Below are 1,318 nucleotides of genomic sequence, written 5' to 3'. Positions count from 1 at the left end.
ATCCAGACGATCGCCGGCTACACGCCTCTCGGTGCCGGCAGCGAGGCGCTCGCCCCGGCCTGGTACGGCCAGCCGTTCCCCACCGCGTCGCTGCTGGTCATGGCCGCCTGGACGGCCGTCGGGGTGCCGGTGGCGGCGCGCTTCTTCCGGTGGTCGTGAGGACCATGTGGTCGCGCTCCCACTCGAATCGTTTAGGAGTCTGGACGCTGGCTGTGCACCGCCGGAAAGTGGGCGCCGACCCGGCCGCCGTCTGCCCGGAGGCCCGCACCGTTGCGGGCCGTCCCGGCACCGTCGGCCAGTTCCTCCGTGCACCTCCGTCACCGCCCACGCGCGCCTGCGTGCGGGGCGCGGGGCGTACCCGCGACGACGCGGGGGCGCGCCCGACAGCCAGAAAGGTACGAGTAGATGTCCTCATCGACCCGACGGCGAGCTGCCTGGGTGGCCACGGCCACCCTGAGCGCAGCATCGCTGCTGGCCATCTGCGGGATCCAGCCCGCCATGGCCGCCGGCCCGGCCACCGTCTCGGTGCCGGCCGCTGCGCCCGTCAAGGCCGCCGTGGCCGACGGCGAGTACACCCAGCGGTTCCTCACCATGTACGACAAGCTCAAGGACCCGGCCAACGGGTACTTCAGCGCGCAGGGCATCCCGTACCACTCCGTCGAGACCCTCATCGTCGAGGCGCCCGACTACGGGCACGAGACGACGTCGGAGGCGTACTCCTACTGGGTCTGGCTCGAGGCGCTGTACGGCCAGGTCACCGAGGACTGGGCTCCGTTCAACCACTCGTGGGACACGCTCGAGAAGTACATGATCCCGACGAGCGCGGACCAGCCCACCAACTCGTTCTACAACCCGAACAGCCCGGCGACGTACGCCTCGGAGTTCAACCACCCGAGCAGCTACCCGTCGCAGCTGAACAGCGGCGTGACGTCGGGCAAGGACCYGATCGGCGCGGAGCTGAAGGCCACCTACGGCAACTCCGACGTGTACGGCATGCACTGGCTCGCAGACGTCGACAACAAGTACGGGTTCGGCGCCACGCCGGGGGCGGGCTGCGAGCTCGGCCCGACAGCCACCGGCACCTCCTACATCAACACCTTCCAGCGCGGCCCGCAGGAGTCGGTCTGGGAGACCGTCCCGCAGCCGTCGTGCGAGGAGTTCAAGTACGGCGGCACGAACGGCTACCTGGACCTGTTCACCAAGGACGCCTCGTACGCCAAGCAGTGGAAGTACACCAACGCCCCCGACGCCGACGCGCGTGCGATCGAGGCCGTCTACTGGGCCAACCAGTGGGCGACCGCGCAGGGCAAGCAGGCGC

At 70.0% G+C, this 1,318-nt stretch carries 1 protein-coding gene; it reads left to right on the top strand.

The window, feature by feature from the left end; translation table 11 throughout:
* Nucleotides 1-438 precede the first annotated feature (438 nt).
* Nucleotides 439-1,318: glycoside hydrolase family 48 protein (locus AC1DUQ_RS21795; protein ID WP_477074643.1), on the top strand; the 880-nt coding region annotated here is incomplete at its 3' end.

Source organism: Cellulomonas sp. P4_B5_2 (genome assembly GCF_056402235.1).
The sequence above is the reverse complement of the archived record's forward strand: the minus strand, read 5'-3'. Positions and strand labels throughout refer to the sequence as shown.